This window comes from Bradyrhizobium zhengyangense, assembly GCF_022012435.1.
GTDB lineage: Bacteria > Pseudomonadota > Alphaproteobacteria > Rhizobiales > Xanthobacteraceae > Bradyrhizobium > Bradyrhizobium zhengyangense.
The window spans coordinates 49754-75292 of record NZ_JAKLUA010000009.1; the positions used below are offsets into that span (position 1 = coordinate 49754).

Below are 25539 nucleotides of genomic sequence, written 5' to 3' on the forward strand. Positions count from 1 at the left end.
ATGAAATTGCAGGACGAGGACTGCGCCTCCTCTAATTTTTGGCTATGCGCGGTGATCGGAGCATTTCGTCCGCCGACCAATCGCCGGCCTCGATCAGGAGCGTCATTTCGCCAATATCCTGTACGCCAACGACGACGCGGTCGCCCGGTACAATTTCGGATACTCCTTCGGGAGTGCCGCTCATGATGATGTCGCCGGGATGAAGTGTATAATAGGCGGACGCGAACGCGATCAGCTTGGGAACCGACCATATGAGGTGTCGCGTATTCGATCGCTGCTTCTCCTTGCCGTTTATGCTCAGATAAAGGTCAAGAACCCCGGGATCGGGAATCTCATCTCGCGTAACCAACCAGGGTCCCAAGACGGAATAGGTGTCGATTGATTTCCGCAGGCTCCGCTCTTCGGGACCACGGACAACCGCGTCGACAGCAACGGCGTACCCAGCGACATACTGCAAGGCGTCTGCCTGCGGGATGTTGCGACCCCGTCGACCTATAACAACACCCAACTCGGCTTCGGGGTCGTGCCTTCGCGTCGGATCGCCCAGTCTGATCAGCGATCCCGGGCCCACTAGCGAACTATTGGCCTTCAAAAAAAGACCGGCTCTGTCGATCGTCTGAACCTCCGATCGGCCCTGCCGCAATTCTTGATTGTTCGTCCCCTCGTCGAGATGGAGCTGATAGTTGACAGGGGCAGCGATGATCTTAGACGGATTAGCGACGGGGCTATCAAGCCGAACCGAGCTCACGGGAATGCGTCGAGCGCGCCCGGCCAGCTCCTGTGCCTTGGCGATGACGCGGTCCAAATGCTCGATCATGATGTCGTGCTGCGGAAACGGCCACTTGAGGCTGGGCAGCACGTCCAGCGCCTCGGTAACGACGAGAATTTCGCCATCTCGCACGATACCAAGCTGATTTCCATCGAAACGACAGAGCCGCATATTATTCTCTCCTATCCAGATAGAGCGGTTAGGGCAGCCAAGCCGCCGGCTTATGCCCTAACCCTATGGCGTCGCCCCGACGTAAGTGTTGGAGTGGGCGTGGCGCCGAATCGCGCGAAAGAACTCGTCCGTCTCCGGCAGAAACTCGAACAGCGCAAAACTATGAATGCTATCGTCGAACAAGTGCAGTTCGGCATCTCCGCCCGCCGATTTAGCAGCAGCGACCAATGCACGAGCGTCGTCAGCGAGGGCTTCTCCACGCGCCGCAAAGACGCGCATCGGTGGTAGCCCGGCAAGATTTCCGCGAAGCGGCGAAATGGCGGGATCATCGGGCTCTCGGTCTTGGATGAACGCACCAGCCAAAGTCAGTAGTCGCCGCCGGGTCATCCAGGGCTCGGTTCGTCTATTGCCGTCGATACTGGCCGCCGTCAGCGTGAGATCGGCAAAGGGCGACAGGAGATAAAGGGCGGCGGGCCGAGTGACATTCTCGTGACGGAGCTTTGCGGCGAGACTTAAAGCAAGACCACCGCCCGAGCATTCGCCACTGACTGCAACTGGGTCTGCGCGCCGCGAAAGCCACGCAAAGGCCGCTCGCACATCCTCCTGCATTTGCATTGGCGTATGTTCCGGGACAAGTCGGAACTCGGGTACCAACGCCCAGCCACCGATCGCGCGCGCTAGACCAGCTGCAAGCAAAACCGAGCTCTTAGCCGAACCAAACACATATCCTCCCCCATGAAGATGAAGAACGGCAGGACCACTTTTCCCGCCGGGGGGAATGACGCATAACGCAGGCACCCCGTCGCAGTCGACGGTTTCTACCGACACATCCTCTGGCAACGCACATAGACTCGACATGAACCGCTCGTAAGCAGCCCGTTCGCTCATCCAGTCTTCATCTTCGAACTTGAGAGCATTCGACCAAAGATCGAACGCGCGGGCGGCGGCCGGCCGCGACGGCCGCACCAATGGACTGGCGTTAAACAGGTCGAATGGCTTGTTTGATTCGGCGACTTCATCATAGCCATAGAGCCACGCAAACCGCTCATACCCAGCTTGGTCGAGCTTCAGCATGCCCCGCCCCATCCGTCCGTAAGCCGCCTGACGCTCGGGTGCCTTTTCATGAAATGCCGTAAGATCGCCGCGACTTTGGTGAAGCAACCGAGTGGTCCGCGGCTTCCGCCGCGCTTGAAACTCGGAAAAAGCGGCTTCCAAGTTGCTCCCGCTCCGGTGCAAACAAGCCGCCAACGCCACCGAATCTTCGAGCGCCATCGCCGCACCGGAGCCGGATGTCGGCAGCACCGGGTGGGCCGCGTCGCCAATCAGAACTATTCGCCCGCGATGCCATTCTGGCAGGGGATAACGATAATTGATCGCCGTGATGAAAGCTTCGGTTACAGCCTCAGTGATCTCTCGGACGTCTTTGCAGGCGTCCTTAAATGAGGCGCGCAAATCCGCGACATCCCCAGCTGTGGCCCAGTCCTCACGATGGATCTCATCGGCAGGTACGTAGAAGGCTGCATAAAACTGTTTGCCGCGACGAATCGGATAGCAAACCACGTGGCGACCCGCACCGCTCCACACATTGGTATCCAATGTTAGCGCTTTGCTGAGAAGCGTCGTTGGTAGAACGGTCCGCCAGGCGAGGAGGCCCGTAGATATCGACTCGCTTTCTCCAAAAATTGCGCTTCGCACCTTGGAACGCAGGCCATCGGCTCCGATTAGGAGATCGCCAAGAACAGCCTCACCCCTCTCGAGAATGACGGTAACACTTCGATCATCTTGCTTCACATCGACAACAGAGCAGTTGAGCCGGATCTCCGTTCCGTCCAAATGTCTTGCAAGAGCGTCGATCAAATCGCGGCGATGCGTCTTGTAAAGCGGGGCGCCATACAGCTTGGCTCCCGCTTCGCCCAGTTGGGTGCGATTGCGTACCTCACCGCTCACCATATCATAAAATGTAATCGTCTCGGGCGGCTCATCCGAGCGCTTTATCTCCGCCGCAATGCCCAGCGATTCAAGAACGCGCATAGCATGAGGTCCAAGGACAACACCTGCTCCAACCTCGCTTAACTCCGCCGCTCGCTCGATGACGGTCACGTCGATGCCGTTACGACGCAAAGCAACCGCCGTAGCCAGTCCGGCCACTCCGGCTCCGACAATCAGGGCACGCATAGCCATCCTCCCGTAGTTGGACATCTGTGACCGATATCCTTTATTCGCAGGTTAAGCTCACCAGTCGTCGAACCGACCAGAGCGCTGCGGGTTAAGGCGAGCTTTCCGGGCTACTCACTGCCCGGTCAATCATCGACCTACGTCGCGCTGCCGCCTTGTCATTTTGGTAAACGTGTTTCCTATTCTGTCGTTTGTCAAGCAGCGCCCAGTCCTGGCGGCAAACCCCAAGCCAAACTCTTTCCGTCGCACAAGTATGCGGCGCAGTATTGTCCTATTCCGCTAGTCGCACCGATTGTAAGTTCCGGCGATACCCTCAAGCCCTGCGGCATGCATACGCCCGCCGCTACACAACTTTTGCTGACCTATGAAACAGCTGATCTCTCCTGTTCGGTGCAGCTTTCCACTATGCGGGGCCGTTCAAAGCGCACCGCCGCCACATAGCAGTGCGACGTGCACCAATCGATGCGACCCTGCTGCGAGCGAGGTTAAACAATAATGGCTGGCCGTCTGGCTGGACGTCACATTTTGATCTCGGGCGGCGGAAGCGGAATCGGCCATGCCACCGCCATGCGATGCGCCGAGGAAGGAGCGGTGGTGACTGTTGTCGGACGGCGGCTCGATTGCTTGAAAGAGGTCGCCAGGTTGACGCGAGGACACGCTATTGCGGCGGATCTTACCGACGAGGCGCAAGCATTTGCCGCGGTGAACGACGCCGCGGCCCTTATGGGCTGTCTCGATGGTATCATCAATTGCGTCGGCAATGCCGAGGCCGCTGTTCTAGAAGATATCGACTTAGCTCGTTGGGACGCGAGTCTTCGCACCAACCTTACGTCTCACTACCTGGTCTGCAGAGCAGCATTGCCACATCTTCGAAAGACTCGAGCAGCAGCCATCGTCAACGTGTCGGCACTGGCAGGTATACGACCCGGTGTAAGCAGCGCGGCGTACGGAGCCGCAAAGGCCGGCGTCATCCAATTTACCAAGACACTTGCTGCCCAGTTGGCGCCCGATATACGAGTGAACTGCGTCTGCCCGGGGGCCGTCGATACTGAGATGATGGACCGATTTTTGGCCGGAAAGTCAGCCTCGCAACAAGACGCTTTTCTGGCGAGGTACGCGCTGAGGCGGCTGGCAATTCCCCTAGAAATAGCAAATCTCTTGCTGTTCCTGGTCAGTTCGGAGGCTCAGTACATCACAGGCAGCAACTATGTCTGCGACGGAGGTCGGGCCTATCAGTGATAGGGAGGTCCTACCGAACGGAACTTGTCACCTGTCCAGTCGACACTGGATCATGACGGCTAGGCTAAGGCTGGCACGCTTGGATAAGGCGACCAGCCTAATTTGCAGATGAGATCGGGCCTAGACAGGCCCGCGATGGCTCGGTGTCGACAGAGCAGGCATGGCGCGCTGCCAAGCCCGCTCAGCCCTTTTGAAAGATCTGACAGTGCGAACCGCGGGTCGGACCGCTTGAACTAGGTCGGCAGCCGCGAATTCGCGGGGACGATCCGCGGCGGCCCCAGAGCGCCACGCTGGGTGCGCGGCTTCTTCACGAAGTCTGCAAACTCGGCATCGACGCCGTATGGCCAGCTGCGCTTGAGAGGGTCCTCCACTAACGTCGTCAGCCGACCGAGCCCCGTTATTTCCTGAACGATGGTATCGCCATGCTGCATCGGACCTAAACCCTGACGGTTGCAGCCTGTCGCGATTATATCGCCTGGGAAGAACGTATTGAACATCGAGGCCTTGTGAATGAGCGCCGGGATTCGATGGGCCATGTCACTTGTGTGGTAGTCCTGCCGTAGCTCGCCGTTGGCCCAAAGCCGGACCTGCAGATCGTGAGGGTCCCGCACTTCATCCTTTGTCACGACCAAGGGACCAAGAGGCGCAAACGTATCCCAATTCTTTTGCGTGAAAAATGACATCTGACCGTTCGACAATATGCCGCGTGCGGACCCGTCTTGAACGATCGTGTATCCAAAAACATAATCCAACGCTTCGCTCTCCGAGACGTCCTTGCAGGTCTTGCCTATGACCACGCCTAGTTCCAATTCGTGATGGACGATGGTCACTTCGACCTTAGGAAGAATCATTGTGTCGCCATCGCCAATGATCGCAGATGGCGATTTGTGAAAGAACTCAAGATCGCTGATATTGCCTTCGATCCCCTCTTTATAGTTCGCTGCGGCGCACAGAATTTTAGATGGTCGCGGCAGCGGCGCTCTCAGCCGCACTTCGGAGACTGGGCGGCCCTTCGTGCGCGACACGTAATCCTCCAAGAGCGGCCGGTAGGTCGCCCAGTTAGTCATCAGACCTTCCATCAGGTATTGAGGCCCGCATTTCGCGAGCGCGGAAACCGGCTTTGTGATGTCGACAATTTCATTCTCTTTGATTGCCCCGGGTATGAACTCGTTGAACAAAGCTAGTTTCATCGAAGTACTCCTCGCATCCCGCTGAAAGCCGCCGCCTAAGGTGCATAAACCAAGGCGCATCCGACGCTGCACGTCGCGACCGACGCAATGTCACTAGGCGTCAAACCCACCAATCAAAATAGTATGGAATTTTGCAAGCGCTGGAACAGCGCAATTTTTTACTCGAATTGCACAGCGAAGCACCGAATACTCTGATGTAAAGCATGGCAGGTCGGGGCTTGCATGACGGTAAGGAGAGCGGCCTCGGAAAGGCGACCGGACCGTAGCTCGCGGCCAAGTCTCTGACGGGAGGGGAGTGAAGGAGCGAGCCCGCCACCTGCGCTCGGCTTCACCTCGTCTGCGGCCATTGGCTTCCATGACCGAATGTGGACGCTGCGGCGCGGCGTGTCGAGCGGCAAGCCAATGATTGGACTTCCACAACATTCGTCCAACTGCTGGCTCTTGCGAGACCAATGCTCCTAAGTTGGCGGCTCGGCTAGGCCGCCCAGGCGCCGCGAAGCTGCTTGCGCGGCGGCGCGGAGCTTCTTTTGAAGTGCAGGTTCGCTATTGATGGACGAACCATGGACTGACCCAAAAAACGTGAGGGCCATTGGCACACGGCCGCGATGATCGAAAATCGGCGCTGCTGTGGTTTCCAATCCTAGTCTGATGACTGTGGGAAATACGGGGTCGAGCAGACCATTGCGTTGCTGCGATGGAACCGATGCTGAGAGACCGAACTCGCGAACCGCCGCACACATGCGCGTCACGTCCTGGCGCCGAATCTGCTGTTCGGGGTTCTCGCGATTCCACACGGCAAGCTCTTGCTTCACCAGCGGGGCAATTTCCCCTCCCTCGCGATAGGCCATGAGCACGCGCCCGGTTGCCGACCATAAGAGCGGGAGCACGCGGCCTTCGTCGATCCGGAAATGATAGCCCAAGCGTCCGGATTGCCAACGCACCACCGTCGGACCAAATGAGCCCCAAACGGAGAGATGTCCGTCAAAGCCGGTCTCCTCACTGAAGGCGACGAGCGCATCCACGCCGATCCGAATGTGATCCAATTGACCGAGGGCAACCAATCCTAATTCGACAACGGCTTGCCCCAAAGCGTAATGGCCTGATCTGACGTCCTGCTCCATAAAGCCCGCCGCGAGCAGGCTTGACAAATACCTATGAGCCCGGCTCGGGCTGAGTCCGCTGACGGTGGCAACATCCTTAAGCGGAAGCGGCCGGCGCTCCTTCGCGATCGCCTGTAGCATTGATAGACCAACGAGCATGGCACGGATGCCGTTGCCGGCCTCTTCCCCGTCCTCCCGTTCACGCAGCGGCATTCCCTTTGACCGGAGCCTGCCGCCAGCTGGAAGGCCCTTAGCTTTTTTCGGATCCGAGCGGAGGTTCTTTTTTCGGGCCATGTCTTTGATAGCGGTGGCTGCGCCGTGGTTCGGATCAAGATCGTTATTCGGTTCCGTGCCGTGCTTCAAGCGGCGGTCGGTTGAGACTTGGGGAGCGAGTGGCTAAAAGCCCGAGAGAAACTAACCGGCCGCTGGGCTGTTTCAAGCGCCAGGCACAACTGGGCAGCCTATCAAGATTACTGCCGGCTGAATGGCCGTGTGAGAGCGCAAACTTTGGTAGCTCCTCTGCTGGAGTAGCCGATCTGGAAGCGCAAAAGAGCCGATGTCGCCCTGCGCGGTGGCAGGTTTTGCTAGGCTACGTCGGATCAACAAACCGGACCGATGATCGTGACAGCGACGATATCGCGGGCCGTGCCGAGCCTGGAAGGACACGAACCGACGTCACGAACGTCGCACGTAGAAGGCGCCCCAGCCAAGGCCGAGCGTCACGGCTATGGCCGAGCCCAACAACACGCCCAATTTTGCTGCCCTTAAAAAACCTTCACTGGAGAAGGCCAGCATCGAGATGAAGATGGACATGGTGAAGCCGATGCCCGCTAGCAGTCCGACGAGAAAGACGCCGCCCCAAGAAACCCCGGGAGCAAGGCAGCAGAACCCCGATCGTACGGCGATCCAGGCCGCTCCGAAAATGCCAAGCGGCTTTCCCACTATCAAAGCAAGTGCGGTGCCCATCGTCACCAGCAGGCCGGCAGCGGGTAGATCCGCGCCCTTTATGCTGACCCCCGAATTCGCCAGCGCAAACATTGGCATCACTCCGTAAGCTACCCACGGATGAAGTACCATCTGCACGCGCGACGCGGGCGGCAAAATCTCACGGTGAGCTATGCGAAGGTCGCGCAACGGCTGCTGCAACAAATGCAGATCTCCTGTTTTCATCGCATCGCCAGTTTTCAACTGTCCGAGCGCTTGCGACGCCACCTCCAGCGGAGGTTCTCGCATCGCTATGGGGCGAGCCGGAGTCATCAACCCGAGCACCACTCCAGCAAGTGTTGGGTGGACCCCGGCAACGAACAATCCGACCCAAACCAACAAACCTGGCACCACATATGGCGATGCCGCACCGATCCCCATCCGCTGGAATCCCAAGACCCCGAGAACGCCAACGGCTGCGATAGCAAGGCCGCCTAATTGCAGAGTTTCGGTGTAAAAGACGGCGATGATCAAAATCGCAATGATGTCGTCGATGATCGCTAGAGCGAGTAGGAACACTCGCACATTGACCGGGATTCTTCGTCCAAGCAGGGCGAGGACGCCAACAGCAAAGGCGATGTCCGTCGCGGTCGGCACGGCCCAGCCGTGTCCCCGAGCAGCATCATTGTTGAGGCTTAGATAGATAAGCGCGGGAACGAGGACGCCACCGGCCGAAGCAATCAGCGGCAGAACGGCCTGGTCAAAGCGGCTCAGTGCGCCCTCATGAACCTCCCGCCGAATCTCCATGCCCACAACAAGGAAGAAGACGGTCATCAATGCGTCATTCACCCAGAAATGCAGCGACTGGGAAAAGACGTACTCACCAAGGCCAATGGTGACAGGGAGAGTCCAAAAGAGGTGGTAACTCGGGGCCGCGGTCGAATTCGCCCAGATCAAGGCCGCGGCTGCTGCAACGAGAAGCACCGCGCCGCTTACTGCCTCAATATGCAGAAATCGGTTAAGTGTGTTCGCAGCCTGTTCTGCCAATCGCTGAGCTGTCGGAAGATCGCCGAATTTAGGATCGTGGTTCATAGGCGCAGATCGTCCGCGTGGCGGCCCGACCATCGCGTTACCTGACGCCGCCCCAATGCAGCGAACACCCATGCGTCCCTATACAGGGTAATGGTGGCAATTCAACGTCGGGACGAGACCCTGGAACAAGGGCCAGCGGCAGATGGCTGTAAACTGCCGAGGGTCTTCATTTTGACTGTGCTCTAGATGCCTTGGCTGGCTCAGTGGCGCGCGACAATTCGCCGGCCAATTTTCGATAGGCTTCCATAGCCGTCAGCTTCAGGTCGCGCGAGAGTCGAATGGCAGATAGCAGGCAGAATTGGCGATGATTGCTCTGTGCCGGCTCCGGCAAACGGAAACGATCAACAAAATCGACCAAGTGTAGGTTGATGGCCGCTATCTCTCCTTCAACGAGCTCGATTTGCCGGTTGAGCACGGCCACAGCTTCACTGGGCGGAAGCAACCGCAATGCCGCCATCTTTACGCTGAACTCGTCCCGGACAGGCACATGGGTCGGACCTTTTCTCGCCCACTCCTTGAGAGCTTCGAGGCCGCGCTCCGTAACCTCGTAGACCTTCTTGTCCGGTTTGCTTTCCTGCGCAATGTCCTCGAACGTGACATAGCCGTGTTCCGCTAGCAGCTGCAGCGTCGGATAGACTTGGCTGTGCTTGGCCTCCCACATGTAATTGCGCGGGGGGCCCATCAATTGAGTCAGCTCATAACCGGTATGAGGATGGTGGGCCAAGCTCGTCAGAATGACATAACCAAGCGTCGGAATTGCTGGAGGAGTTGCCGCAGGGGCCTTCCGTTTTACGGTCGTCTTCTTCTTCGCCATCGCTAGTTCCAAGCTCGCCTAATCTCCAAGCACAATCACGCTCTTACGGAGCATTCAGTGACCTTGCCCTGACCCTGCATAGTCTGGAGGGCGAGCTTTTACCATCGGCAACATTTGACATATGCACATTCGCCTGTTACTCACATATGTAATATATGACATATGGAGGAAATCGATGCTTCCCGGCGTCGAATGCCCACTAAGCCCCGTTGCGCAGCCGGCGTTCGGGTTATTGCGAGGGCCTCTGAAGAATGAGTGGCATGCCCGCAGAGGGACGTTCCGGAGAGCAGCGCGCCCGGCCAATTCTCAAAAATGCAGGGCAGGGGCATGCCTCTTGGAAAGCCTCGGTCGCTGCCGAAACACCACCTCTAGCGCCGCAGCCCATTGACCGGTGCGGCCAGACGGTCTCCGGCGAGCAGTTCAATTCAGGAGGAATGTCCGTGGAAACGATCGATACGCCCGTCTTGATAGTCGGCGGAGGGCCGGTCGGCTTGTCGCTTGCAATCGATCTCGGTTGGCGCGGTGTCGAAGCGCTGCTCATAGAGCAGGAGCGGCCGACGGCCCGGATGGTTCATCCTCGCATGGACAATGTCGGCATTCGCACTATGGAATTCTGCCGACGCTGGGGAATTGTCGAGGCCATCGAAATGGCCGGGTTTCCTCGCGATCTGCCGGTCAGCATCGTCTATGCGACGGGGGTCCTCGGCCACGAACTGGCGCGCGATGTCTACCCTGATAAAGCGCACGCGGTCCCGCCACCGTTTAGCCCGCAAAAGCACGAGCTATGCCCTCAAAATTTTTTCGACCCCGTACTCCAGAACGCAGCTTCGAGCTACTCGACCAACCAGTTGCTGTATCAGCACCGCCTAGAGGAATTCGAGGACAAGGGCGACCACGTCATCGCTCACGTGCGCCCGCTGCTTGGTGGCGAACCACTATGCGTGCGTGCGCAGTACCTTGCCGCCTGCGATGGGGCAAGCAGCACAGTCGCACAGCGACTCTCGCTTGGTCCGACAAACAGCAAGGTATTGAGTTGTAGCACGAACATCTTCGTTCGGTGTCCGGCTCTGGCGCAGAAGACGCTCGCCCAACGGGCGTATCGGTACGTGTTAGTCGGGCCTGAGGGGGTTTGGGGAAGCTTCGTCAATATAGACGGGCGCGATACCTGGCGGCTTCAACTGCTCGGCGACGAGACCTGGCCCAATTGGAGCGAGGCGCAGATCAACACTTTTGTGCGACGAGGAATCGGAGCCGATGTTGACTACGAGGTGCTCTCTTGGTTGCCGTGGTCCCGTCGTGAGATCACTGCGCCGAAGTTCAGCTCCGGGCGCTGCTTCCTCGTCGGCGATTCGGCCCATCAGCTCTCTCCGACCGGCGGATACGGCATGAATACGGGCATTGCCGAGGCGGTTGATCTGTCATGGAAGATCGCAGCTGTGTTGGAGGGGTGGGGCGGCCCCACACTCCTGGAAAGCTACGACACAGAGCGGCGCCCGATCGCCATGCGCAACGTGTCGCAGGCGTCCGCGAACCTAGCCGCGATGCGCTCGGTTCCTCCAGAGCCGATGCTGCTCGACCAAGGCCCTGCGGGCGAGACGGCGCGGCGCGCAACAGGAGCCTATACCCAGCAGGCCATGCAGCGGGAATGGAGGTCGTTCGGAATTCATCTTGGGGCGGTCTATCGCAATTCGCCGATCGTCGTCGCTGAATCGTTCGAACGAGCCGAGCCCGATGTCGCGAACTTCGTGCAAGTAGCCGAGGCCGGCGGCCGCGCACCTCATGTTTGGCTCTCGCCGGGCCACTCCACGTTAGACTTATTCGGTCGTGGGTTCGTGCTGCTGGAGTTCGCATCGGAGGTGGGTGCTGCTGTGGGCGGTCTGACCCGTGCGGCGCACGCGGTTGGGCTGCCAATCCGTCATCAGCTCATCCCGGAGCCAAACACCATCGCCGTCTACGGGCGCCGCTACGCTTTGGTCCGCCCGGACGGACACATCAGCTGGATTGGGGACGCTATTCCTGAAGAGCCGGCGCGGCTCATTGATCGCATCCGCGGCGCGGGCGGCGTGCAGGGCACGTCGGCATTAAGAACGCTTCCCTTGAGCATGGGCAGCGTGGCCTCATGAGTCTGACCGGCAAAACCCTGTTCATTACCGGCGCAAGCCGAGGCATTGGGCTCGCCATTGCGCTGCGAGCCGCGCAAGACGGCGCCAACGTTGCAATTGCAGCCAAGACTGTCGAGGCGCACCGGCATCTTCCCGGCACGATCTATTCTGCCGCCGAAGCCATCGAGCGAGCTGGGGGCAGGGCGTTGCCGCTGGCCGTCGACGTCCGTGATGAATCCTCCGTCGAGGCCGGCGTTGCCCAAGCGGCAAAGACGTTCGGCGGCATCGACATTTGCATCAATAATGCATCAGCGATCCATCTGGCCGGCACCCTACAAACGGATATCCGGCGCTTCGACTTGATGGCTCAAGTCAACGCACGCGGGACCTTCATCACTACCAAGGCATGCCTTCCGCACCTGATGAAGGCAGCTAATCCGCATGTCTTGATGATATCTCCGCCGCTTGACATGACGCCCAAGTGGTTCGCGCCGCACACCGCCTACACCATGGCGAAGTTCGGCATGAGCATGTGCGTGCTCGGCATGAGCGCGGAATTTGCCGATCGCGGTATTGCTGTCAATGCTCTCTGGCCCCGAACCGCCATTGCGACGGCTGCCATCCAATTTGCATTGCTCGGAGAGAACGGAATGCGTCATTGCCGCAAGCCGGAGAGCATGGCCGACGCAGCCCATGCCATCCTCTCAAAGCCTGCGCGCGCCTTCACGGGCAACTTTCTGATTGACGACACGGTGCTCTATGACGAGGGGGTGCGCGAGTTTACGCATTATAGCGTGGATCCGGCGCTGCCTTTGATGGGAGACATGTTCGTTCCGGGCGACTTGCCGGCCCCACCCGGCGTGCAGATCAGCTCCGCTATCGATACCGCACGGAGCTAATGCCGGCGTGCCGGAAAGTCTTTTGCGCCAGCGCATCCAATGGAGTTGCGAATGAGTAATTCCTCTATCTCGCTCGATGATCGTTATTCCAAGCGCGGCGGAACAGTTCTCCTCGGCGGAGTGCAGGCGCTCGTCCGCCTGATGCTATTACAGGCCGAGCGAGATCGGATGAATGGCTTGTCGAGCGCGGGTTTCGTCAGCGGTTATCGGGGTTCACCCCTTGGTACGCTCGATGCCGCGTTTGCCTCTGCGAAGCGGCTAACGAGCGACCAAAAGATTGTGGTGCAGCCGGCGGTCAATGAAGAACTCGCGGCCACCGCCGTGGCCGGTACGCAGCAGATCCATCAATCACCCGGCGCCCGGGTCGATGGTGTTTTTGCGTTGTGGTACGGCAAGGGCCCTGGACTGGATCGCGCGGCGGACGCGATTAGGCACGGCAACTCGCAAGGTTCTTCGCCGAACGGCGGGGTGGTCGTCGCCGTGGGTGACGATCATCTGGCAAAATCCTCAACGGTCGCCTGCTACAGCGACGAGACTGTCGCCAGTCTCCTCCTCCCGCTGCTCTACCCGGCTGATCCCGGCGAGATCGTCAGCTATGGACTCCACGGCTTTGCCATGTCGCGGCTGACGGGATCTTGGGTTGCGCTAAAAGTGCTGACGGAAGTGGCCGACAGTACACGCACCGTGCCGGCCGCAGAATTAGGTAATTTGCCCGTTCGGCCCGACGTCACTGTGCCGGACATTGGCCTGCATAACCGCTGGCCTGACTTGCCGCTCGATCAGGAACGGCGGCAGCATGAATTCCGTTTGCCGGCTGCGCTTGCTTATGTCCGGGCAAACGGTCTCGATCGCGTCGCGGTGAGGCCTAAGGACGCGCGGGTCGGTTTCGTCGCGGCCGGCAAATCTTGGAATGATTTGCGCGAAGCACTCGACCTGCTGGGCCTTCACGATTCACGGCTGATCGAGCTCGGGCTGGCTCTCTACAAGCCGGCGATGATCTGGCCGCTAGAGCCTCAGGGCCTCACAGCCTTTGCCGAAGGCCTGCAGGAGCTCGTCATCGTGGAGGAGAAGGCGCCGCTGATCGAGCGCCAAGTAAAGTCTATACTCTACGGCCGGTCACAGGCTCCCTCGGTTTGGGGCAAATGTGGACCGGAGCAACACCCGATGTTTTCTGCAACGGGCGATCTAACGCCCGAGCAGATTGCTGTCCAGATCGCGGCGGTCATCGCAAGGATATCCGGTGATCAGGTCGTAGCAGCACGAGGCGAACGCTTGCGCCGGCACACGAACCAACGCGGATTTGCAGATGTGCCCGCATCCCGGCGTCCATTCTTCTGTTCCGGGTGTCCGCATAACCGGTCGACAGCCGTGCCAGATGGCAGTCGAGCTCTCGCTGGGATTGGCTGCCACGGTTTAGCCGCGCGCAATCGCCCTGACACGTTCAGCTATTCCCAGATGGGCGGCGAGGGAATCCACTGGCTCGGCCTCGCTCCGTTCACCGACGAATCGCATGTGTTTTCGAATATGGGCGATGGCACGTATTTCCATTCAGGCCTGCTCGCAATCCGCCAGGCGGTCTCTGCTAAGCTGAACATCACCTACAAGCTGCTCTACAACAGTGCTGTCGCGATGACAGGCGGTCAAGCAGTCGATGGCGACCTTTCCCTCGAGCGGCTTCTGCGCCAGCTCCGGGCCGAGGGCGTCAGCACAATAATTTTGGTCACCGATGATCTGGCGTCCTATCGTGAGCATGCCGAGGTCCACTCCCTGGCGGGAGAGGTGGTGGATCGCGACGAACTTGATGCCGTACAGCTCAAATTGCGAGCCCAACCGGGTGTAAGCATCATCGTATATGACCAGATGTGTGCTACCGAGCGCCGGCGGAAACGCAAACGTGGCCAACTGAAGGAAACCAGCCGCCGCGTCTTCATCAATCAGCTGGTCTGCGAAGGCTGCGGCGATTGCTCGATCAAGTCAAACTGCCTATCCGTGGAGCCGGTCGACACTCCACTAGGTACGAAGCGAAGAATCAATCAATCGAGCTGCAACACCGATCTCAGTTGCATTCGAGGCTTCTGTCCCAGTTTCGTAACTGTCGAGGGTGCCCGTGTGAACCGCGGGCCAAAACCGCAGCTTACGATCGACCAACCATTGCTGCCCCTGGTGAGCGCTGCGCCGCCGCAACACAGCCGCATTCTTCTTGCCGGCGTAGGTGGGACCGGAATCGTGACGACGAGCGCGGTGCTGGCAATGGCCGGACACCTGGCAGGTCGAGGGGCCGCGGTGCTGGACCAGATCGGAATGGCTCAGAAGGGCGGGGCGGTTACAAGTCACGTTCATCTTGGCGGCCCCATTCATGCTTTGCGGATTCCAGCGGAGCACTGTGACCTTCTCCTGGCTTGCGACCAGATCGTCGGCAATGCATCGGACGTGATGGCATCTCTCAACCGAGGGCGGAGCCGCGTCCTCGCCAATGCTGACGTGTCCATCACTGGAGATTTCGTCACTAATCGTCAGGCCGTCGTGAATTCGAGTTTGCTGACGAGACGGCTGAGCACACAAGTTGAACCGGAACATTTCGCGGTGTTTCCCTTCACGGCTTTGGCACAATCTTTGTTCGGCGATTCGATCGCCGCCAATTTCATGATGATCGGGTGCGCTTATCAGAAAGGCTGGCTTGGCCTTAACCTTGAGGACCTCCACCAGGCGATCGAACTCAATGGCGCCGCCAAGGAGGCAAATCTCGCTGCGCTTGAGTGGGGGCGTCGGTTAGCTTCCGACCCTCAATTCGTCTTTGTTGCAGCAGGCCTGGCCGAAAAGACTGAGCAGCGCACCCCTGAGGCGGAGATCCAAGATCTTACGACATTTCTTCGCAACTATCAGAGCAATGACTACAGCCAGCGTTTCCTTGATGTCATCAACCACATCCGTGAGGCGGAGACTAAGGTTCATACTGGCCATTCGCTAACGCTGGCTGCTGCGCGATCCCTGTTCAAGCTGATGGCCTACAAGGATGAGTACGAGGTTGCCAGACTCTATACGAGCGGAGAGTTCGAGCGGGCAGTCCGATCTCAGTTTGATAGCTTCGCAAAGCTGTCAATCTATCTTGCACCGCCTTTTCTGTCTCGCCGCGACAAGACAACGGGAGAGCCGCGCAAGATCCGGTTCGGAGCTTGGATCTTGCCCGTCTTCAGAATCTTGGCGGCCTTGAAGATCTTGCGCGGAACACCCTTCGACGTCTTCGGAAGGAGCGCCGAGCGCCGCACCGAGCGTGCTCTGATCGCCGAATTCATCGATGCCTTGAACCGCTTACCCCGTCGATTGTCAGCGGCATCGCTTCCACAGGCTGTCGCCATTGCTGAGCTACCGCTCGAGGTGCGTGGCTTCGGCCACGTGAAGCAAAAGGCGATCGAATTGTTCCGGCGGCGCCTTGGGGAGGCGCTCGCAGGTTACGAAAATGCGGCGCCTCACTTGGACGCTAGCGCGCGCACTACGCTAAAGGCATGAAAACCGAGGTGACAAATGACGAAGCGTTTCCCTGACGATCCGATTTATCATGGCTTCGACGCTCCTGGCCGTGTAGAGGCACACGTGTTCGATCTTGACGTTGAAGGACGCATTCCAACCGATCTCGACGGCACCTTTTTCGTGTAGCTCCCGAACCACAATGGCCGCCGAGCTTGGCCGTGACATCTTTTTTAACGGCGATGGCATGGTTGGCGCCTTCCGTTTCAAGGATGGTCATGTCGACTTTACGTCGAAATATGTCCTGACCGACAAGTTCGTTGCGGAGCGGGCGGCGCGCCGCGCCCTCTACGGCGCCTACCGCAATCCGTTCACTGACGATCCATCGGTTGCCGGTACTATCCGAAGCACGGCCAATACCAACGTCGTCGTTCACCATGGGCTGTTGCTCGCGCTGAAGGAGGACGGACCGCCGGTCGCGATGCGGCCAGATACGCTTGAAACGATCGGTAACTACCGTTTTGACGGAAAGATGACCAGTCAGACATTTACGGCTCACCCCAAGATCGATCCGACCAATGGCGAGCTGATTGGCTTTGGTTATGCCGCCAAGGGTGTGACGACCACCGATATCGCCTATTACGTCATCGATCGCGGCGGACACGTGGTGCATGAAGCTTGGTTTAATGCGCCGCGGGCAGCGATGATACACGACTTCGCCGTGACGGAAAACTATGTCGTCTTTCCCGTGAGCTCGCTGACGTCGGACATCGAACGCCTGAAGCAGGGCGAACCGGCCTTTGCCTGGCAGCCGAATGTGGACCAAATCTATGGGGTTCTGCCCCGCCGCGGCAGCGGAAAAGATATTCGTTGGTTTACAGTGCCGACGAACGGCTTCCAGGGCCACACCATCAATGCATGGGACGAAGGACACAAAGTCTATCTCGACCTGCCCGTCGTCAATGACAACGTGTTCTGGTTCTTCCCAGAATATAGTGGGCACGTGCCTGATCCCCGGTCCCTGCGTCAAGCCATGACGAGATGGACATTTGATCTATCTAGCAACAGCCCCGTTCCTCAGGCCGAGATCTTTACCCAAACGATGGGCGAGTTCCCCCATGTGGACGAGCGTTACGCCACGCGGCCCTATCGTCATGCCTTTCTCGCCCTTATCGACCCCTTCGCTCCGTATGACGCGGATCGCTGTGGCCCGCCCTCGGTCAACGCTTTCCTCAACGGCCTCGCTCACCTGGATATAGCGACCGGAAAGAGCGAGCGCTGGCTACCCGGTCCCACCTCGTCTGTCCAAGAACCGGTGTTTGCTCCCCGATCCCCTAATGCGCCGGAGGGAGACGGCTACGTCATTGCGCTCGTCAACAGGCTCGACGAAAGGCGGAGCGGCCTCGTCATCTTGGACACTCAACATTTTGCAGATGGCCCGGTCGCAGTCGCTCACTTACCGCTGCGGCTACGCAACGGCTTGCACGGCAACTCGGTGCCTTCAAGCGAGCTCACTGCACCAAACTGACACGGCTCCACTACGGACAGCAACCAGCTGACCTCAGCCACAGGCAACCACAAGAGGATGTAACATCTCTTGTGGTGACCTGCCTGTGGCTGATTTCGCTCGTGAGGCGACCGTCGCGCCAGGGACGGCGATCTTGGACGGCCTTGCATGTTGCCGCTTCAGCATGACGGGCGTTTGATCATTCACGAACAAGCGCCCGCGCTCAACTCCAGACAAATGCTGCATGGCGCCATATGTAATAGTTGACATATCGTCGAGCCCTGATAACCTAGAACTATAAGTCAAAAGTGTCATATGAGGAATCTGTCCCCATGAGCGTCCAATCGCTACCCGCCGACCTGCACAAGGCAACCTCCGCGCTGCCTTCGCCGCGCGTTTCGGAGATCGTTCTGCAAACTGCACAGTACGAGCTGATGCGCGACTGGTACTCATCTGTGCTGGGATTGAGCTGGAGCATCACAAATCCTGGCGGTGCCCCGGAAAACCGGCGCCGTTTCGCCGGCTCGCCCAAACAGACCCGAGCTAGCGACGTGCGATCCTGTTTCATGTTCTTGGACCGCTCGCCGGTTCATGGGCAGGTCCTGGCGCTATTCGAGCTGCCAGAGCTATCCGACTCGCCCAGCCGCGATCCCGGCTTGAATCACTTTCAATTTCGTCACGCAAATCTGGCGGCGCTGCTGGATCGCGTGGAATTGTTGCTCGGCGCTGGTCTGCAAGCCCACCGCGCTTCCAACCACGGTCCAGTGACAAGCTATTATTTCTCAGATCCAGACCAGAACGTCGTTGAGCTTTGCTGCAACAATTTTGACGACGCCGAGAAACTCAAGGCCTTCATCGACTCTGACGCTTTCAAGAACAATCCCTCTGGCATTGATGTCGACCCGAAGGATTTCTTGGCGCGCTTCCGCGCCGGCGAGCCATTAGACCAGCTGCTTAAGATCTGAGGGCCCATGCAGCGGGATAGGCTAGAACGAGCGGCGGATATCCTCGAGGCTCAAGCGACGGTCTTGAGCTTCATGGAGCATTTTGACTATGGCAATGCCGAGGCCGCTGCAGGGCTCTTCACAGAAGATGGTGTCTGGCACCGCGGCGATGGCCTTGTACGCGGCAAGGGCATGCTTGTTGATCTTATCAATCGCCGCGATCGCAACCTGGTCGTCCGACACCTGATCTCCAACATCAGATCGGAATGGCTGAACGAAGATCGCATTCTTATTCACGCGTACGTAACTCTGCTCAGCCAGCGCAGTGAGACCACTCCTCAACAGTTTCCTCTGCCATTTGATGGCGTAGCAGGATTTGGCCGTTACGAAGACGAGCTGCATCGGAGCGACGGGCGCTGGTTGATCGCAAGAAAGAAAACGGTGACCGAACTCAAGAAAAAATAAAACATGAGCTGAAAAGGGGAGGAAGATGATGACGAGCGTTAATACGCCTGCGCTGCCGGCCGTTGGCGACCTGTCGCCGCAGGTTCAGCTACGTGGAATAGAGGCAACAAAGGTCGTGCTCGGTTCCGGAATTGGCATGTTGACCAATTTCGGGCCGATCGTAATCTATACTTTCGGAACATTCCTGCTGCCAATTGTCAACGATACGGGCTGGTCGAGGGCCAGCGTGGCTGCCGCTCTTGCGCCAGCTGCTCTCTGCTCCGGCTTCTCGCAGCCAATCGTCGGGTGGCTGGTCGACCGATATGGGCCGCGCGTCTTTGCAGGCTTTTCTTTCGCTTTGTTTGCGCTCGGCCTGATTGCACTCGGTCAACTTCCACGTGATCCCTTAAGTTTTGCAATCTTTATGGGCCTGCTCGGACTCCTTGGCGCGGGGCAAGGGATCACGGCTTTCACCTACATAGTCACTCGGACTTTTTCGACCTTTCGTGGGTTTGCGCTCGGCATCATTAATGCAGCCTCGGCCGCCGGCATCATGTTAATGCCCGCGATCGCCACCTTTTCCATTGCAGAATACGGCTGGCGCAACAGCTACGCAGCGATCGGCGCTGGGGTCGCAATCCTTGGCGCAGTAGCCGTCATCTGGCTCATTCCCGGCAAGGAGCGCTTTCAGAAGTCCGCCGCTTCCGCGCAATCCTCCAAGCTTGTCTTCGGTGAGCTTTTGTCTGCTCCAATTTTTTGGATGCTTGCGTTGGCATTCCTACTGATGACGCTCGCCATTCAAGGTATGATTGTCCACATGACACCGTTGTTGATCGATCGCGGCTTTCGGCCCGTCGATGCGGCGGCTGTGATGGCGACATACGGCATGACGATGCTGGTAGCCCGCTTCTTGCTCGGGTCCATGCTTGATCGATGGTCTCCACGGTTGGTAGCGGTCGTTGGTTGCCTCGGTCCTGTGGCTGCCGGACTGCTGTTGGTCTCGACACGGCAGACTTCTATGGTTTATTTGGCCGCAGCTCTTCTTGCGCTTGGAGCGGGAGCAGAGTCGGATCTCATCCCATACACTGTCGCACGGCAATTCGGCGTTGCCCAGCTGGGGCAAAAGATCGGGCTGTTTATCGTCGTGTTCGCCATTGGCGTAGCCATTGGCCCGCTGATGTTTTCCGCGGTTCAAGCCTTGCGGGGAAACTACGACATCGCGCTCATCGCCAGTAGCGCCCTGATGCTGGCGGCGTCAGTCATCTTTGCTTTGATCCCATCCGCCTCGTTAAGCCAAAACGGCGAAAAGAGCGGCTGAGTCAGCCTTCATCAGCGCCTCAAAAAAAGAAGGTATCTCAATGAAAGTAGCTCGATTTGCTCGGAATGGCTCGGTCAGCATCGGCCTTGTGAAGGGCGACGGCATCATCTCCCTGTCGCCGTTTGATAAAGGCCTATCTGATATCGATGAAGTAGTGGCTGCGGAAGGCTGGGCTCGCGCAGAAAAGCTTATGACACGCGAGCCTGACCTGAAGATTGGTGACGTTGAGTTTCTTCCTCCCCTGTCTGCTAGGGCCAGGGTGTTCTGCGTTGGCTTCAACTATAAAGCTCACGTAGACGAGACCGGAAACGAGGCGCCTGCTTACCCGACTTTTTTCCAGCGAACGCACGAGAGCTTCGTTGGGAATCGCCAGCTGCTGCTTCGGCCTAAAGTGTCTGAGCGCCTCGATTACGAGGGGGAGCTTGCTCTCATCATCGGCCGGACGTGCCACAGAGTGGAGGAGGGAAGGGCGCTCGACTACGTCGGCGGGTACACCTGTCTAAACGAGGGCAGTGTCCGAGATTACCAAAAACACTCTGCCACTGGCATGACGGGCAAGAATTTCGATTCGAGCGGATCCATAGGACCCTGGATCGTGGCGGCGACTGACGTCCCGCATCCGGACCGCCTCGCGCTTTCCACGCGCTTAAACGGCGAGGTGGTTCAACAGGCATCGACGAGCCAGCTGATCTATGGGTTACCGCGGCTTATAAGCTATCTGTCCAGTGTTCTCAGGCTCCTGCCAGGCGATATCATCGCGACCGGTACTCCAGCAGGAGTTGGGTCGCGTCGCGTTCCGCCGCGTTGGCTGCGCGCTGGCGACCGGGTCGAGGTGGAGATCTCAGGCGTCGGAATTTTGGAAAACGCGGTGATCGACGAACCGACGTGAAAGCTCGCCCGAAAGCGGCCGCTTAAAACCTTCCCGATAGGCGGACCCAACAATCTGCTTTCAACAACGGCCCGCGGTTAAGCGCGCCAATACGACCTTACCAATTCAGCGCACGGAGGTGTTCATGCCCGCAGCCATGATGAAAGCTGTTCAAGTCGAAAAGCCGGGAGGACCCGAGGTCCTCAAATACATCGATCTGCCAATTCCCACACCGGCGGCTGGGCAAGTCCTCATTCGGACCGACACCATCGGGGTCGGGAAATACGATGCGCTGGTCAGGACTGGACGCTACCCGTGGCCCGTGGAGTATCCGGAGGTGCCGGGGATCAGTGTAACCGGCTATGTTGAGCGGGTGGGAGATGGTGTTGAAGGCTTCTCCCCGGGCCAGCCCGTTCTCGCATGGAAGTTTTCTCGCCGATGTTACGCCGAATATGTCGCCTGCGATGTCCACGAGATCACGAAGCTGCCTGAAGGCATAGACATTGAGGGCGCGGTCGCAATTCCCGACTATCAGGTCGCATGGGGCATGTTGAATGACGCTGCAGATCTGCGCCGGGTAAAGGTCGCCTCCATCAACGGAGCTACTGGCGGCGTCGGCTGCGCCATGATCGATCTTTGCCGCGCTGCTGGGATACAGCTGATAGCTGTCTGCCGGGCCCCGAACAAGGCAGCGTTCGCCTTGGAGCGGGGTGCAAGCTATGCGATCGACAGCAGCTCTGAAGCGGTTGGTGCCCGGATCTTGGATATCACCAAAGGTACGGGCGTCGACTTGATGTTCGACCAATTGGTCGGTCCGGATTTCCGCGACAACATCAAGCTCGTTGCTCCCTTGGGACAGATCGTCACGTTCAATGCGCTGTCGGGACTTCCATCGTCCGACCTATTCGCGGACTTGCGCAAGAACATGGACCGCAGCATCTCAGTGCGTGCTTATAGCGTTCACGTCTACGATCCATTTCCTCAAGAGCGCGTACGGATTGCGTCAGAGGTCTTCAAACTCGTGGAAGCAAGAGCCATCAATCCGTCCGTGACGGTGCGATTGCCGCTTAGGGAGGCTGTGCAAGCGCATCGAATGCTTGATGGCCGGGAAGTTATGGGCAAGCTGGTGTTAAAGCCGTAGCGAGGGATGCATCACCGCACACCCGAGACGCCGTGATTCGCCGCCTTCCATTTCCTGTCGATGGCAAGGAGATGCGGCGCAATCGACGACACGACAATTCTATACATAGGCATACCGCCACCAAGATGCGTCCCGGACTTAATGATGAATTAGCGAGAGCGCGATAGGTTCTCGGAAACTTATGCGAAATGTGGGGTACGCATGCGAATCGGAAAGCTCTTTGCGCTGTCGATGCTGACGGTGACCACGTTTGCGGTTATTCTCGGCGCCGAGGTTCTGCTTCCGCAGACGCGCATCTTCGTTAGTCGCTCCGAATCCATCAAAATGGTCGAGGCTTTCGGCGCGGTGCTGATGGTCAGTCAACACCTGGCGGGCCTTCGTACACCCTACATCACGATCTTTCAGGAAACGCCCGCCACGCCGACCCAGATCGAAGCGATGGGCAAGGCGTCGAGCGCCGCCGATGCGGCCTTCGACCTGGCCCGCAACAGTTTGCTGGCCCTTGATGGTGGCGAACCGATGATCCAAAGCCTGGACCGTACCGGGCGCCGTTTCAAGGATGTTCATGCGGCGGCCGATCGGGCCGTGCGCGTATCCCTCGGATCGCGCGATAGTGCGGTGGTCAAAGAACTCCTTCCCACTGTTGCCGAGATGATCGGCGCGATCGAGCCGATCCTGAATCGGCTGGAGGGGCAGGTGGTCAGCGCCGATTCTTCACTTGCAACGCTGCTGAGCCTGGCGCGAACCGCGCAGGATTTGCGGGTGACCGCCGGCAGCCACGCCTCGCCACTGTCGCCGGCCTTGAGCGCCTCGCGTCCGCTCACTCCCGCTGAATTTGCGCTGATGGATCGTATGCAGGGCCGCTTAGATGCCGACCGAGAACGCATCGAGGGCACGATCGACCAGCTCGGCAATCCGCCCCGCCTTGCCACGGCCATGAAAGCGGCCGTCGAAGCCTATTTCGGAAAGGCGATTCCGGTCGTCGAGAAGGAAATGCCGGCGGCCAGAGGCGACGGCAAATACAGTCTCAGTCCCTCCGACATGGCCAAGGTCATTGTGCCCGCTATCCAGATGTTCTTCGGCGTCCGCGATGCCGCCTTGGCCGAAGCTGCCGAGCGCGCCTCGGCGGTCCGTGACGGCGCGCTGGGGATGCTGGTGCTTGCAGGAGTTGCAGTGCTGGCCCTGCTCGGTACGCTCGCTGGCGTGACCATAATGCTGCGCCGACGCGTGGTGACGCCGCTAGGCCAGCTTGCGGAGGTGATCGGCACTCTTGCGGCCGGAAACCATGACGTCGAGATCCCATCGACCGGCCGGAATGATGAAGTCGGCCAAGTTGCCGGCTCGCTACAGCATTTCAAAGACAAGCTAGTCGCCCAAAAGGCTGCCGACGCCGCGGCCGCCAGCGAAGCCGAGGGCAAACTCAAACGCGGCCAACGCTTGGACCAGATTGCGCGCGAATTCGAGGCCATGATCGGCGATGTGATCAGGACCGTTTCGTCCGCCTCCGCGGCGTTGGAAGCGTCGGCCGGTATGCTGACTAGCACGGCCGAGCAATCCAAACAGATCACGGCTGCCGTGGCTGGCTCCTCCGAACAAGCTTCGACCAACGTGCAGACCGTGGCGGCGGCCGCCGAGGAGATGTCGTCGTCCGTCGACGAGATTGGTCGCCAAGTGCAAGATTCAGCCCGCATTGCTGGCGAAGCGGTGCTGCAGGCGGGACGGACCAACGAGCATGTCGCCGAACTCGCCAAGGCGGCCCGTCGGATCGGCGACGTAGTCGAACTCATTAGCCAGATCGCAAGCCAAACCAACCTATTGGCCCTCAACGCCACTATAGAAGCGGCACGCGCCGGGGAGGCCGGCCGCGGGTTCGCGGTGGTGGCGTCGGAGGTCAAGGCTCTGGCCGAGCAGACGGCCAAAGCAACCGACGAAATCGGTCAGCAGATAACAGGCATTCAGAGCGCAACCCAGGACTCGGTCGGCGCGATCAAGTCGATCGGAGACACCATCGGCCGCATGTCAGAAATCGCCTCCACGATCGCGGCGGCGGTTGAGGAGCAGGGCGCGGCAACGCGCGAAATCTCCCGCAACGTGCAGCAGGCGGCGCATGGTACCCGACAGGTTTCGGCCAGCATCGTTGATGTACAGAGGGGCGCCAGCGAGACCGAAACGGCGTCATTCAACGTGCTCGCCGCCGCGAAGTCACTGTCCGGCGAAAGCAACCGGCTAGAGACCGAGGTCGCCACATTCCTGGAAGCGATCCGCGCAGCCTAACGGGCCTAACACGGATCACCTGTCCTCGCCGGAACTCTCCGGGCTGAACGTCTCATTGCTCGTCTTGAACGGGCACTCACCACAAGGTCACCTGGACACACCGTCGATAGTCATGTCGGGATAGCACTCAATATGTTTGCCTCGAGTTCGTTGCGGAAACCCCGCAGACTCTGATCGTCCGCTGGATAACAATTGAGTGACAGGTCAGCACCCACACTAGTCACGACCGCCGCCTCACAAACTTTGCTGGCGGTGCAGCTGTGAGCCGTGTCGTGGAAACGTTGCGATCACGACGTGGCTGGGCAGCCTCCTACTTCCTTTTGGTAAACTCAGGCGGCGACGACATTCTCTTTTTCGCCCGTCGATCGGCTACTAATTCAGCAGCCTGCTAGGCGTTTTCGGGACACATCACTGCGCTAATGACGGCGATCAGCTCCTTGCGGAATTGCTTGTCGTCTTTAGCAACCGGCGCAAATCGCGCGATGAATTGCCGGTTAGCCATGGACATCGACATCGCGCCGAGGGCGGCAAAGAATCGCAAGTTCGGATCGACTTTCCGGCTGTTGCCACTCCGATTGACTGCTGCGATCAAGGGTACCAAGGTTTCTCGGAGTGGCTTAGTTAGGGCATTGTGAAAGAACTCAAATCGCTCGCTCTGGTCGATCCCGGCAACCTCGTTGATGACAAATCGCGCAAATTGCGGCTTACGCTGGCCCACATTGATCAATTGTTCAATCGTAAGCTCTAGGCGCTCCCTCGAAGACACTTCTGCCCCATCCGATCGCACGGATGCGAGCAGAGCCATCGCCTCCCCCGAAAACGACTCGATTACGGCCTTCCATAGTTCGAGTTTTGATCCGTAGTGGTAAGAGATCAGGGCGACATCAACTTTCGCGGCAGCAGCGATTGAGCGGAGGTTTGCCTTTTCGAAACCGTGCTCGGCAAATGCGTCGAGCGCTGCATCGAGAAGGTTGTCGGCCTCTAGTTCTGAGCCCTTCCGTGGTCGACCGCGCGTTCTCACGGCTTTTCGAGACATCCCTCCTCCTCCATCGACCATTCCGACCTCTTGACGTTTAGAACGATGCAACTAAATATTCAACGCC

At 58.9% G+C, this 25539-nt stretch carries 19 protein-coding genes; 12 read left to right on the forward strand and 7 right to left on the reverse strand.

Annotated features, from left to right (window positions below; genetic code table 11):
* Nucleotides 1-31: 31 nt before the first annotated feature.
* Both L6637_RS25445 and L6637_RS25450 read right to left on the reverse strand, forming a co-directional pair.
* The gene (locus L6637_RS25445) at nucleotides 32-940 is read right to left on the reverse strand and encodes a fumarylacetoacetate hydrolase family protein (protein WP_128929992.1); all 909 of its coding nucleotides are present in this window, start codon (nucleotides 938-940) and stop codon (nucleotides 32-34) included.
* A gap of 63 nt (nucleotides 941-1003) precedes the next feature.
* Nucleotides 1004-3115 (reverse strand): FAD-dependent monooxygenase, encoded by a 2112-nt coding sequence (locus L6637_RS25450; RefSeq protein ID WP_164933583.1) that lies wholly within the window; start codon nucleotides 3113-3115, stop codon nucleotides 1004-1006.
* Between the two features lie 495 nt (nucleotides 3116-3610).
* Here L6637_RS25450 and L6637_RS25455 point away from each other — a divergent pair, with 495 nt between their 5' ends.
* The gene (locus tag L6637_RS25455) at nucleotides 3611-4354 is read left to right on the forward strand and encodes an SDR family NAD(P)-dependent oxidoreductase (protein ID WP_128929994.1); all 744 of its coding nucleotides are present in this window, start codon (nucleotides 3611-3613) and stop codon (nucleotides 4352-4354) included.
* A gap of 233 nt (nucleotides 4355-4587) precedes the next feature.
* On the opposite strand, the gene L6637_RS25460 is transcribed toward L6637_RS25455, so the two are convergent.
* The 4 genes from L6637_RS25460 to L6637_RS25475 form a co-directional block, all read right to left on the reverse strand.
* Entirely contained in the window at nucleotides 4588-5544 is a 957-nt protein-coding gene (locus L6637_RS25460; RefSeq protein ID WP_164933584.1) for a fumarylacetoacetate hydrolase family protein, read from the reverse strand.
* Between the two features lie 458 nt (nucleotides 5545-6002).
* Complete coding sequence (locus L6637_RS25465; protein WP_128929996.1) at nucleotides 6003-7007, reverse strand: IclR family transcriptional regulator; 1005 nt, start codon at nucleotides 7005-7007, stop codon at nucleotides 6003-6005.
* A 312-nt stretch (nucleotides 7008-7319) separates the two neighbouring features.
* Nucleotides 7320-8660: a Na+/H+ antiporter NhaA gene (nhaA, locus tag L6637_RS25470; protein WP_128929997.1), complete on the reverse strand. Its 1341-nt coding sequence runs from the start codon at nucleotides 8658-8660 to the stop codon at nucleotides 7320-7322.
* A 166-nt stretch (nucleotides 8661-8826) separates the two neighbouring features.
* On the reverse strand, nucleotides 8827-9474 hold the full coding sequence (locus tag L6637_RS25475; protein WP_128929998.1) for a PadR family transcriptional regulator: 648 nt from the start codon (nucleotides 9472-9474) through the stop codon (nucleotides 8827-8829).
* Between the two features lie 440 nt (nucleotides 9475-9914).
* On the opposite strand from L6637_RS25475, the gene L6637_RS25480 reads away from it, so the two are divergent.
* From L6637_RS25480 to L6637_RS25525, 11 genes are all read left to right on the forward strand, one after another.
* Nucleotides 9915-11597: an FAD-dependent oxidoreductase gene (locus L6637_RS25480; protein WP_164933585.1), complete on the forward strand. Its 1683-nt coding sequence runs from the start codon at nucleotides 9915-9917 to the stop codon at nucleotides 11595-11597.
* The gene (locus L6637_RS25485) at nucleotides 11594-12475 is read left to right on the forward strand and encodes an SDR family oxidoreductase (protein WP_128930000.1); all 882 of its coding nucleotides are present in this window, start codon (nucleotides 11594-11596) and stop codon (nucleotides 12473-12475) included. Before L6637_RS25480 ends, L6637_RS25485 begins: the two co-directional genes overlap by 4 nt.
* Before the next feature lie 51 nt (nucleotides 12476-12526).
* Nucleotides 12527-15982 carry an indolepyruvate ferredoxin oxidoreductase family protein gene (locus tag L6637_RS25490; RefSeq protein ID WP_164933586.1) on the forward strand — a complete coding sequence of 1152 codons (3456 nt, stop codon included), beginning with the start codon at nucleotides 12527-12529 and terminating at the stop codon, nucleotides 15980-15982.
* Between the two features lie 15 nt (nucleotides 15983-15997).
* Complete coding sequence (locus L6637_RS42430) at nucleotides 15998-16129, forward strand: hypothetical protein (RefSeq protein WP_276575769.1); 132 nt, start codon at nucleotides 15998-16000, stop codon at nucleotides 16127-16129.
* A gap of 13 nt (nucleotides 16130-16142) precedes the next feature.
* Nucleotides 16143-17468: a carotenoid oxygenase family protein gene (locus L6637_RS25495; RefSeq protein WP_206733113.1), complete on the forward strand. Its 1326-nt coding sequence runs from the start codon at nucleotides 16143-16145 to the stop codon at nucleotides 17466-17468.
* A gap of 311 nt (nucleotides 17469-17779) precedes the next feature.
* The gene (locus L6637_RS25500) at nucleotides 17780-18412 is read left to right on the forward strand and encodes a VOC family protein (protein ID WP_128930002.1); all 633 of its coding nucleotides are present in this window, start codon (nucleotides 17780-17782) and stop codon (nucleotides 18410-18412) included.
* A gap of 6 nt (nucleotides 18413-18418) precedes the next feature.
* Nucleotides 18419-18856, forward strand: a complete 438-nt coding sequence (locus L6637_RS25505) for a nuclear transport factor 2 family protein (RefSeq protein ID WP_128930003.1) — start codon at nucleotides 18419-18421, stop codon at nucleotides 18854-18856.
* Nucleotides 18857-18881: 25 nt separating this feature from the next.
* Nucleotides 18882-20153 (forward strand): MFS transporter, encoded by a 1272-nt coding sequence (locus L6637_RS25510; protein ID WP_128930004.1) that lies wholly within the window; start codon nucleotides 18882-18884, stop codon nucleotides 20151-20153.
* 40 nt (nucleotides 20154-20193) lie between these two features.
* On the forward strand, nucleotides 20194-21042 hold the full coding sequence (locus L6637_RS25515; protein WP_128955136.1) for a fumarylacetoacetate hydrolase family protein: 849 nt from the start codon (nucleotides 20194-20196) through the stop codon (nucleotides 21040-21042).
* Nucleotides 21043-21166: 124 nt separating this feature from the next.
* Nucleotides 21167-22162, forward strand: coding sequence for a quinone oxidoreductase family protein (locus L6637_RS25520; RefSeq protein WP_128930006.1), 996 nt, complete (start codon nucleotides 21167-21169; stop codon nucleotides 22160-22162).
* Nucleotides 22163-22363: 201 nt separating this feature from the next.
* On the forward strand, nucleotides 22364-24436 hold the full coding sequence (locus tag L6637_RS25525; RefSeq protein ID WP_128930007.1) for a methyl-accepting chemotaxis protein: 2073 nt from the start codon (nucleotides 22364-22366) through the stop codon (nucleotides 24434-24436).
* Nucleotides 24437-24824: 388 nt separating this feature from the next.
* Here L6637_RS25525 and L6637_RS25530 read toward each other — a convergent pair whose 3' ends face one another.
* Nucleotides 24825-25472, reverse strand: a complete 648-nt coding sequence (locus L6637_RS25530) for a TetR/AcrR family transcriptional regulator (RefSeq protein WP_164938227.1) — start codon at nucleotides 25470-25472, stop codon at nucleotides 24825-24827.
* Between the last annotated feature and the right edge of the window lie 67 nt (nucleotides 25473-25539).

Bases quoted from the DNA above. Each gene is read 5' to 3' on its own strand.
- L6637_RS25445 (WP_128929992.1), bottom strand. From the start codon at position 940: ATGCGGCTCTGTCGTTTCGATGGAAATCAGCTTGGTATCGTGCGAGAT.
- L6637_RS25450 (WP_164933583.1), bottom strand. From the start codon at position 3,115: ATGCGTGCCCTGATTGTCGGAGCCGGAGTGGCCGGACTGGCTACGGCG.
- L6637_RS25455 (WP_128929994.1), top strand. From the start codon at position 3,611: ATGGCTGGCCGTCTGGCTGGACGTCACATTTTGATCTCGGGCGGCGGA.
- L6637_RS25460 (WP_164933584.1), bottom strand. From the start codon at position 5,544: ATGAAACTAGCTTTGTTCAACGAGTTCATACCCGGGGCAATCAAAGAG.
- nhaA (WP_128929997.1), bottom strand. From the start codon at position 8,660: ATGAACCACGATCCTAAATTCGGCGATCTTCCGACAGCTCAGCGATTG.
- L6637_RS25475 (WP_128929998.1), bottom strand. From the start codon at position 9,474: ATGGCGAAGAAGAAGACGACCGTAAAACGGAAGGCCCCTGCGGCAACT.
- L6637_RS25485 (WP_128930000.1), top strand. From the start codon at position 11,594: ATGAGTCTGACCGGCAAAACCCTGTTCATTACCGGCGCAAGCCGAGGC.
- L6637_RS25490 (WP_164933586.1), top strand. From the start codon at position 12,527: ATGAGTAATTCCTCTATCTCGCTCGATGATCGTTATTCCAAGCGCGGC.
- L6637_RS42430 (WP_276575769.1), top strand. From the start codon at position 15,998: ATGACGAAGCGTTTCCCTGACGATCCGATTTATCATGGCTTCGACGCT.
- L6637_RS25495 (WP_206733113.1), top strand. From the start codon at position 16,143: ATGGCCGCCGAGCTTGGCCGTGACATCTTTTTTAACGGCGATGGCATG.
- L6637_RS25500 (WP_128930002.1), top strand. From the start codon at position 17,780: ATGAGCGTCCAATCGCTACCCGCCGACCTGCACAAGGCAACCTCCGCG.
- L6637_RS25505 (WP_128930003.1), top strand. From the start codon at position 18,419: ATGCAGCGGGATAGGCTAGAACGAGCGGCGGATATCCTCGAGGCTCAA.
- L6637_RS25510 (WP_128930004.1), top strand. From the start codon at position 18,882: ATGATGACGAGCGTTAATACGCCTGCGCTGCCGGCCGTTGGCGACCTG.
- L6637_RS25515 (WP_128955136.1), top strand. From the start codon at position 20,194: ATGAAAGTAGCTCGATTTGCTCGGAATGGCTCGGTCAGCATCGGCCTT.
- L6637_RS25520 (WP_128930006.1), top strand. From the start codon at position 21,167: ATGCCCGCAGCCATGATGAAAGCTGTTCAAGTCGAAAAGCCGGGAGGA.
- L6637_RS25525 (WP_128930007.1), top strand. From the start codon at position 22,364: ATGCGAATCGGAAAGCTCTTTGCGCTGTCGATGCTGACGGTGACCACG.
- L6637_RS25530 (WP_164938227.1), bottom strand. From the start codon at position 25,472: ATGTCTCGAAAAGCCGTGAGAACGCGCGGTCGACCACGGAAGGGCTCA.